The sequence below is a fragment of the Serratia sp. BW106 genome (assembly GCF_002607755.1).
GTDB lineage: Bacteria > Pseudomonadota > Gammaproteobacteria > Enterobacterales > Enterobacteriaceae > Serratia > Serratia proteamaculans.
This window is the reverse complement of record NZ_MCGS01000035.1, coordinates 47,825-57,100: the sequence shown is the minus strand read 5'-3', so window position 1 is coordinate 57,100 and position 9,276 is coordinate 47,825. Positions and strand designations below refer to the sequence as shown.

The window sequence follows — 9,276 nt, the reverse complement described above, 5'->3', positions numbered from 1 at the left end:
TTAACCGATCGGTGTTAGCCCGGAGGCGGTTTCTTGCAACACATGATAAAACTCAGCAGTAGCCGTAGTTCATCAGGCGTTGGTAACGACGGTTGCGCAACTCTTCGTTGTTCAGGCCGTCGAGATCTTTCAGGTCAGCCAACAGCTGCGCTTTCAGCGAGGCTGCCATCGCCGGCACGTCACGGTGAGCAGAGCCCAAAGGCTCCGGGATCACCGAGTCGATCAGCTTCAGTTCTTTCAGACGCGGTGCGGTAATGCCCATCGCTTCTGCAGCCAGAGGAGCCTTGTCGGCACTCTTCCACAGGATGGAGGCACAGCCTTCCGGTGAGATCACCGAGTAGGTGCTGTACTGCAGCATATTCACTTTGTCGCCAACGCCGATAGCCAATGCACCGCCAGAACCGCCTTCGCCGATCACGGTGCAGATCACCGGGATATTCAGACGAGACATTTCACGCAGGTTATGGGCTATCGCTTCTGACTGACCGCGTTCTTCCGCGCCCACACCCGGGTATGCCCCTGGAGTGTCGATGAAAGTGATCAACGGCAGTTTGAAGCGAGCAGCCATTTCCATCAGGCGCAGCGCTTTGCGGTAGCCTTCCGGTGCCGGCATGCCGAAGTTACGGCGGATTTTCTCTTTGGTTTCGCGGCCTTTCTGATGACCGATGATCATCACCGGGCGACCATCCAGACGAGCAATACCACCGACAATCGCTTTATCATCGGCATAGGCGCGATCGCCTGCCAGTTCTTCGAAGTCGGTAAAGATGTGTTTGATATAATCCAGGGTATAAGGACGGCGTGGGTGGCGTGCCAATTGGGCAACTTGCCAAGCCCCAAGATCGGAAAAAATCTTGCGCGTCAGCTCAACGCTCTTTTCACGAAGGCGCTGAACCTCTTCGTCCAGATTAATATCTAATTTTTCGTCTTGACGGCTGACTGCAGTCAGCGAGTCAATTTTCGCTTCCAGCTCTGCAATCGGCTGTTCAAAATCAAGAAAATTCAGACTCATAGCATTCCTATTTTAGTCAAATTCCAGTTCCACCTGCTCATTACCTACCAAAGTCCGCAAATCTATCAATAAGCGGTCGGTGGGCGTCACGCGCCAGGTTGCGCCAAAACGCAGCTTGGCCCGCGCATCTTCCCGTTGATAGTAAAGATGCACTGGAATCGTCCCCGAGCGATGGGGTTCCAAAGACTGACGGAGACGGTTCAAAAGCTGGTCATCAATTTGCCTGTCCGTCAGCGAGATAGCAAGTCCGCGAGCGTATTTTTCACGGGCTTCACTGATGTCCATTAGCTCGCGGGCAGTCATTTTAAGCCCACCGCTAAAGTCATCAAAGCTGACCTGTCCACTGGCGATCAGGATACGGTCTTTTTCCAATAAATGCTGGTATTTTTCTAACGCATCGGTGAATAACATCACTTCCAGACGGCCTGAGCGGTCATCCAGCGTACAAATTCCGATGCGATTACCGCGCTTGGTGACCATAACCCGTGAGGCGATCACCAGCCCAACGGCGGTCGTCATTTTGCCCCGGTCCGTCGGATGCATATCTTTCAAACGCTGGCCACCGGCATAGCGTTCGATTTCCTTCAGGTACTGGGTGATCGGGTGGCCGGTGAGGTATAACCCCAGGGTTTCCCGTTCACCGTCCAGCACCACCTGCTCCTGCCAGAGGGGCACGTTGGCGTAGGATTGCTCCACCTGCTCCGGCGCTTCCGCCAGTACGCCAAACATGTCCACCTGGCCGATAGCTTCGGCTTTGGCATGCTGATCCGCCGCTTTCAGGGCGTCGCCCAATGAATTCATCAGTGCGGCACGGTGCGGCCCAAGGCGGTCGAATGCCCCGGACATGATCAACTTTTCCAGAATACGGCGGTTCAGTTTTTTGATATCAGAGCGAGCACAGAGGTCAAACAGGTCTTTGAAATAGCCCTGCTCGCCACTGTTACGCGCTTCAAGAATGGCTTCAATCGGCCCTTCCCCGACGCCTTTGATAGCGCCGATGCCGTAAACGATCTCACCTTCGTCGTTAACGTGGAAATGATACTGGCCGCTGTTGATGTCCGGCGGCAGGATTTTCAGGCCCATGCGCCAGCATTCATCCACCAGCCCCACCACCTTATCGGTGTTGTCCATATCGGCGGTCATTACCGCCGCCATAAACTCGGCCGGGTAGTGCGCCTTCAGCCACAATGTCTGGTATGACACCAGAGCATAGGCGGCGGAGTGCGATTTGTTGAAGCCGTAACCGGCGAATTTCTCCACCAGGTCAAAGATTTTTACCGACAGCTCGCCGTCGATGCCGCGTGATTTTGCCCCGTCCTCGAAACCGCCGCGCTGCTTGGCCATCTCAACCGGGTTCTTTTTACCCATCGCACGACGCAACATGTCTGCGCCGCCCAGCGAATAACCGGCCAGCACCTGGGCAATCTGCATCACCTGTTCCTGATACAGGATGATACCGTAGGTAGGCTCCAGCACCGGTTTAAGCGACTCATGCTGCCACTGGATATCCGGGTAGGAAATCTCTTCACGGCCGTGCTTACGGTCAATAAAGTTATCTACCATGCCTGACTGCAGCGGTCCCGGGCGGAACAGCGCCACCAGTGCGATCATATCTTCGAAACAGTCGGGCTTCAGGCGTTTGATCAGGTCTTTCATGCCGCGTGATTCGAGCTGGAAGACCGCCGTGGTCTCCGAACGCTGCAGCATGTCGAAGCTTTTCTTGTCCTCGAGCGGGATGGCGGCGATATCGATCGGTTCCAGCCCGGTTTTCGCGCGGCGGGCGTTGATCATCGCCAACGCCCAGTCGATGATGGTCAGGGTTCGCAGCCCCAGGAAGTCGAACTTCACCAGCCCGGCGTATTCCACATCGTTCTTGTCAAACTGGGTTACCGGATGCTGACCTTCGGCATCGCAGTACAGCGGTGCGAAGTCAGTGATTTTGGTCGGTGCGATCACCACACCACCGGCGTGCTTACCGGCGTTACGCGTCACCCCTTCCAGCTTGCGCGCCATGTCGATCAGCGCTTTGACTTCCTCATCGGCCTCGTAGATTTCCGGCAGCTGCGGTTCGGCGGCAAAGGCTTTTTCCAGCGTCATGCCCGGATCGGGCGGCACCAGCTTGGAGATGCGATCGACGAAGCCATACGGGTGACCCAGTACACGGCCCACGTCGCGAATAACCGCTTTCGCCGCCATGGTACCGAAGGTAATGATCTGCGATACCGCCTCACGGCCGTACATCTCCGCAACGTGCTCAATCACCAGATCGCGTTTTTCCATGCAGAAGTCGACGTCGAAGTCAGGCATCGAAACACGTTCCGGGTTAAGGAAACGTTCGAACAGCAGGTCAAATTCCAGCGGGTCAAGATCGGTGATTTTCAGCGCATAGGCCACCAGAGAACCGGCACCAGACCCACGACCCGGCCCTACCGGCACGTCGTTGTCCTTCGACCACTGGATGAACTCCATCACGATCAGGAAGTAACCCGGGAAGCCCATCTGGTTGATCACTTTCAGTTCAATATCCAGACGTTCGTCGTATTCAGGGCGGCGCTCAGCACGTACCTGCGGATCCGGGAACAGGAACTCCAGACGATCTTCCAGCCCTTCCTTCGACTTCAGGACCAGGAAATCCTCGGTAGTCATATCACCGGTTGGGAACTGCGGCAGGAAGTACTCGCCAAGGCGGATAGTCACGTTGCAACGCTTGGCAATCTCTACGCTGTTGAGTAACGCCTCCGGGATGTCGGCAAACAGCTCGCACATCTCGTCTTCGTTACGCATGTATTGCTGCGGAGTATAGTTACGCGGCCGCTTGGGATCGTCCAACGTGAAGCCGTCGTGGATGGCGACGCGGATCTCATGGGCGTCGAAGTCATCCGCTACCAGAAATCGTACATCGTTAGTGGCCACCACCGGCAGCCCGCGTTCGGTCGCCAGCGCCACCGCAGCATGCAGGTAGTTTTCTTCGTCCGGCCGACCGGTGCGGATCAGTTCAAGATAATAGCTGTCAGGGAAGTACTGCTGATAGAACTCCAGACACTGATCCACCTGCGGCTGGTTGCCACGCAGCAGAAACTTGCCGACGTCGCCCAGACGGGCGCCAGAGAGCAGAATGAGCCCTTCACGGTGCTCAATCAGCCAGTCACGATCGATGATCGGACCGGCGGCGCCGTAACCACGCTGATAGGCGCGAGAAATCAGCAACGTCAGGTTTTGGTAACCTTCATTATTGGCGGCCAGCACGGTGAGCTGCGCCAGCTCATCGCCCAGCACTTCGCTTTGCACATGAAAATCCGCGCCGATGATCGGTTTGATCCCGGCGCCGTGCGCGCTGCCATAGAACTTCACCAGACCACACAGGTTGGTAAAGTCGGTAATTGCCAAAGCAGGCATGGCTAACGCGGCGGCTCTTTTCACCAACGGCCCGATCTTGGCTAATCCATCAATCATGGAGTAGTCACTATGAACGCGCAGGTGAATAAAACGAGGTTCGGCCATATCCAGATACCTGAATCTAGGGGCTCAGCGAACTGAACCCGGGTTAACTCTATCGCGTGCCTGGCCCGGATAAGGCCGGCAGATTACAGCGCCAGCACCCTTCTGACCGGGGCAAAGCTGCGGCGATGATGTTCGGTCGCACCCAGCGCGGCCAGCCGCTCCAGATGGAAAGCGGTTGGGTAGCCTTTATGCTGCGCAAAACCGTAGTCCGGGAATTCCCGATCCAACTCAGTCATTTCGCGGTCACGCGTTACCTTCGCCAGAATGGACGCTGCACTGATTTCCGCCACGCGGCTGTCGCCTTTCACCACCGCCTGCGAGCGCATCGGCAATTTCGGGCAGCGGTTACCGTCAATCAATACCATGTCCGGCGCGATATGCAATCCGGCAACTGCACGCTGCATCGCCAACATAGTGGCATGCAGAATGTTCAGTTGGTCAATCTCGTCCGGCTCGGCGCGCCCCAAACTCCAGGACAGGGCCTTCTCGGTAATTTCGTCATACAGCGCCAGGCGGCGTTTTTCACTGAGTTTTTTCGAGTCCGCCAGCCCTACGATCGGTCGTGCAGGATCGAGGATCACCGCAGCGGTCACAACCGCGCCCACCAAGGGGCCACGCCCGACTTCGTCCACGCCGGCAATCAGCGTGGCGACAGGATAGATGAAAGGTTCAATCATGCTTTTGCCAGCTCCAACACAGCCTGAGCGGCCTGTTCATCGGCACCACAACGGATGCTTTGGTGCAAGTTAAGGAAAGTCTGTTTCAGTTCGTCAGTTTGCGGACTATCTTCCAGCAGCGGCATTAGCGACGCCGCCAACTTGTCCGGCACGCAATCGTGCTGCAACAGTTCGGTGACGATTTCACGACCGGCCAGCAGATTAGGCAATGAGACATACGGCGTCTTCACCAGCCGTTGCGCTATCCAGAAAGTAAACGGCTTCATACGGTAACCCACCACCATCGGACATTTGGCCAGCATGCACTCCAGCGCGGCAGTGCCGGAGGCCAGTAATGCCGCGTCGCTGGCGATCATCGCCTCGCGCCCCTGGCCGTTGAGCAGGTGAACCCTTAACTCGGGTGCCACTTCGGCCTTGATGCGCTCGAACTGTTCGCGCCGCTTGGCATTAACCAGCGGCACCACCAGTTCCAGATCCGGATAGCGGGTACGCAGCAACTGGGCCGTTTTCAGGAAATCGGCGCTTAGCATCTCGACTTCCGCACCGCGGCTGCCCGGCAACAGGGCCAGACAACGGGCATCCGGGGCGATGCCCAGCGTGGCGCGCGCAGCCAGTTTATCTGGTTGCAGCGGCATGGCGTCGGCCATGGTATGGCCGATAAACCGACAGGGAACGTTGAAACGATCGTAAAACGCTTTTTCGAAAGGGAGAAATGCCAGCACCAGATCGGTGGCTTTGCCTATTTTGAAAACGCGCTTTTGACGCCAGGCCCAGACGGAGGGGCTGACATAATGAATGGTGCGGATGCCGCGCTGTTTCAGGCGACCTTCCAGGGTGATATTGAAGTCCGGCGCGTCGATACCCACAAACACGTCCGGCTTCAGTTCGCTGAACCGGCGGGTAAGATCCTTGCGGATCTTTAACAGGCGTGGCAGGCGCTCAAGCACCTCGACCACGCCCATTACCGCCAGTTCTTCCATTTCGTACCAGGTTTCGCAGCCTTCGGCCTGCATCAGCGGGCCGGCGACACCAACAAAACGCGCGTCGGGGATCTGCGCCTTGAGCGCGCGGATTAAACCGGCGCCAAGAATATCACCGGAAGTTTCTCCGGCGACCAATCCGATGGTCAATGGGCGATTTTGCATAGGTCAGCGAATAATACCGCGGGTGGAACGACCAAAGAAATCAAGGAACTGCTGCACCACCGGTTGTTCTTTCGCCAGGGCTTCGATTTCTGTTTTCGCTTCATCCAACGTTTTCTCGCTGCGATAAAGAATTTTGTAGGCGTTACGAATGGCCTGCATTTCATCTTTATCAAAACCACGACGCTTCAGGCCAACGGCGTTAACACCGAATGGCGTGGCGTGGTTACCCTGCGCGATGACAAAAGGAGGCACGTCTTGGGCAACGCCGGAACAACCGCCCACCATCACGTGAGTACCGATAATGCAGAACTGATGGATAGCCGTCATACCACCGATAATGGCATGATCATCAATTTCCACATGGCCGGCCAGCGTGGCGTTGTTTGCCAAAATACAGGAGTTACCCACCACACAGTCGTGCGCAACATGCACGTTAACCATCAGCAGGTTATCATTACCTACTTTGGTCAACCCAGTGCCCTGCGCTGTGCCGCGATGAATGGTGACGCTTTCGCGAATGCGGTTGCGATCGCCAATCTCGACACGCGTCGGTTCACCCGCGTATTTCAGATCCTGATTCACTTCGCCAATAGAGGCGAACTGATAGATCTGATTATCGCGGCCGATTTTGGTCAAGCCATTCACCACAATGTGGGACTTCAGTACCGTGCCTTCGCCGATTTCCACCTGGGAGCCGACGTAGCAGAAGGGACCGATGTGCGCACCAGCGCCGATAACGGCGCCTTCTTCAATAATCGCGCTAGGATGGATAAAGGCGGTTTTGTCGATCACGGATTAGGCCTCCCGGCTGCGCGCACACATCATGGTTGCTTCGCAGACAATTTTGCCGTCGACGGTCGCCACGCCTTTAAAGCGCGTCAAACCACGACGAGTTTTCTCAAAGGTGACTTCCATGATCATTTGATCGCCAGGCACTACCGGTCGTTTGAAGCGGGCTTCATCGATACCGGCAAAGTAATACAACTCACCCGGCTCCAGCTTGCCGACGCTTTTGAACGCCAGAATACCGGTGGCCTGCGCCATGGCTTCCAGAATCAATACGCCTGGGAAAATCGGCTTACCAGGGAAATGTCCCTGGAAAAACGGCTCATTTACAGATACGTTCTTCACCGCACGCAGGAATTTGTGCTCCTCAAACTCGAGGACGCGATCGACCAGCAAGAACGGGTAACGGTGAGGAAGCAACTCTAAAATTTCTGCAATATCCAGAGTATGAGTGTCAGTAGTCAAAATACTCTTCCTGTCTCTAAAAACTGATGGCATCAACAACACGGCCTGCGCTGCCCCCAATAAGGAGGAAGTCATGCAGGCCGCAAATTAACAACTCTTTGCGCTTTTGGTCTCATGACCAACGCGTTTCGTTTTGTACCCAGCGAGGCGGGCGGTAGTGATTAGTCTTTTCCGACTTTTCGTTCGACAGCTTTTAAGCGCTTGCTAATCTCATCGATATTCATCACCAACGCAGCGGTTTTACGCCAAACTTTGTTGGGTTGTAACGGAATGCCCGAAGAGTATACCCCAGGTTCGGTGATTGGTCGCATAACCATTCCCATTCCGGTGACAACAACTTTGTCGGCGATCTCCATGTGACCGTTGATCACGCTGGCTCCGCCGATCTGGCAATAGCGGCCAATCTTCAGGCTACCCGCCATGATCACACCGCCGGCAACGGCAGTATTGTCGCCAATCACCACGTTATGTGCAATCTGACATTGGTTGTCGATGATAACACCATTCCCGATCTGGGTGTTATCCAACGCGCCGCGGTCAATGGTGGTGCAAGCGCCAATCTCGACGCGATCGCCGATGATTACCGTGCCCAGCTGAGGAATTTTAATCCACTCGCCACGTTCGTTGGCATAGCCGAAACCATCAGCACCGATCACAGTACCTGATTGGATCAGGCAGCGCTGACCGATCTCGACTTCATGATAAATAGTTACGTTTGCCCACAGACGCGTACCCGCGCCAATGCGTGCAAGTTTGCCGATAAAGCAGCCAGGACCGATAACCACGTTATCGCCCAGAACGGCGCCAGACTCGATCACCGCATTAGCACCAATGGCCACATTCTGTCCCAGAGTGGCAGCAGGTGAGATAACCGCGCTTGGGGCGATATCCTGAGCCGGAGACGGCGTGGTGTCCATCAGTTGCGCCATGCGCGCGTAAGTCAGGTAAGGGTTTTTAACCACCAGCGCCGCAGAACGGCAGTGTGGTAAATCCGCTTCGGTAAGCACTACTGCGCTTGCCAGGCAGGAAGACAGCTGCTCTTGATAGCGGCTGTTTGACAAAAACGTGATTTGGCCAGCCTGTGCCGAATGCATAGAAGCAATGCCGGTGATGACGAGATCGCCATCACCGTGCAATTGTGCATCCAACTGCTGCGCTAGATCAGCCAGTCGAATTGAAGGCATGTGTTATTTAACCTGTTTCAGCACGTCAGCAGTGATGTCTTTAGAAGTCCCTGCATAGGCAACTGCGTTAGCATCGATGACTACGTCGTAGCCTTCTTTGCTGGCAACAGATTTCACAGCGTCCTGAATACGGCTCAGGATTTTGTTACGCTCTTCCATCTGACGGCGACGGTTGTCCTGCTCAAAAGCCTGTGCTTTCTGAGAGAACTGCTCGCGCTGTGCCATCACATCTTTTTCCGCCTTGCTGCGATCGCTGGCTTTCATAGTAGCGCCATCACGCTGCAAACGTTGCATTTTGGTCTGAAGGCTACGCTCCATGTTCTGAAGCTCACCCGCACGGCCTTTAAACTCGTTTTCCAGCTGTTTAGCTACGGTTTCACGAGCCGGCAACTGTTGGAAAATGCTGGAGACGTTAACTACAGCGATCTTATCTGCTGCCTGAACGCCAGCTGAAGCAGCCATTGCTAAACCGAGGCCTGCGGCACACAACCACTTTTTCACTATAA

General features: G+C 55.5%; 8 protein-coding genes. All 8 read right to left on the bottom strand.

Annotated elements, in window-relative coordinates; all coding sequences use genetic code 11:
• Positions 1-52: 52 nt before the first annotated feature.
• Positions 53-1,012 (bottom strand): acetyl-CoA carboxylase carboxyl transferase subunit alpha, encoded by a 960-nt coding sequence (accA, locus tag BEI65_RS21375; RefSeq protein WP_085118517.1) that lies wholly within the window; start codon positions 1,010-1,012, stop codon positions 53-55.
• 12 nt (positions 1,013-1,024) lie between these two features.
• Positions 1,025-4,513: a DNA polymerase III subunit alpha gene (gene dnaE / locus BEI65_RS21370; protein ID WP_085118519.1), complete on the bottom strand. Its 3,489-nt coding sequence runs from the start codon at positions 4,511-4,513 to the stop codon at positions 1,025-1,027.
• Between the two features lie 83 nt (positions 4,514-4,596).
• Complete coding sequence (gene rnhB, locus BEI65_RS21365) at positions 4,597-5,190, bottom strand: ribonuclease HII (RefSeq protein WP_085118520.1); 594 nt, start codon at positions 5,188-5,190, stop codon at positions 4,597-4,599.
• Positions 5,187-6,335, bottom strand: coding sequence for a lipid-A-disaccharide synthase (gene lpxB / locus BEI65_RS21360; RefSeq protein ID WP_099065012.1), 1,149 nt, complete (start codon positions 6,333-6,335; stop codon positions 5,187-5,189). The genes rnhB and lpxB overlap by 4 nt, the downstream gene beginning before the upstream one ends.
• Before the next feature lie 3 nt (positions 6,336-6,338).
• A complete protein-coding gene (gene lpxA / locus BEI65_RS21355; RefSeq protein ID WP_012146483.1) occupies positions 6,339-7,127 on the bottom strand; it encodes an acyl-ACP--UDP-N-acetylglucosamine O-acyltransferase in 789 nt (262 codons plus the stop codon).
• Between the two features lie 3 nt (positions 7,128-7,130).
• Positions 7,131-7,586 (bottom strand): 3-hydroxyacyl-ACP dehydratase FabZ, encoded by a 456-nt coding sequence (gene fabZ, locus BEI65_RS21350; RefSeq protein ID WP_017893789.1) that lies wholly within the window; start codon positions 7,584-7,586, stop codon positions 7,131-7,133.
• Positions 7,587-7,747: 161 nt separating this feature from the next.
• Entirely contained in the window at positions 7,748-8,770 is a 1,023-nt protein-coding gene (gene lpxD / locus BEI65_RS21345) for a UDP-3-O-(3-hydroxymyristoyl)glucosamine N-acyltransferase (RefSeq protein ID WP_085118523.1), read from the bottom strand.
• A 3-nt stretch (positions 8,771-8,773) separates the two neighbouring features.
• The gene (gene skp / locus BEI65_RS21340; protein ID WP_099065011.1) at positions 8,774-9,271 is read right to left on the bottom strand and encodes a molecular chaperone Skp; all 498 of its coding nucleotides are present in this window, start codon (positions 9,269-9,271) and stop codon (positions 8,774-8,776) included.
• Between the last annotated feature and the right edge of the window lie 5 nt (positions 9,272-9,276).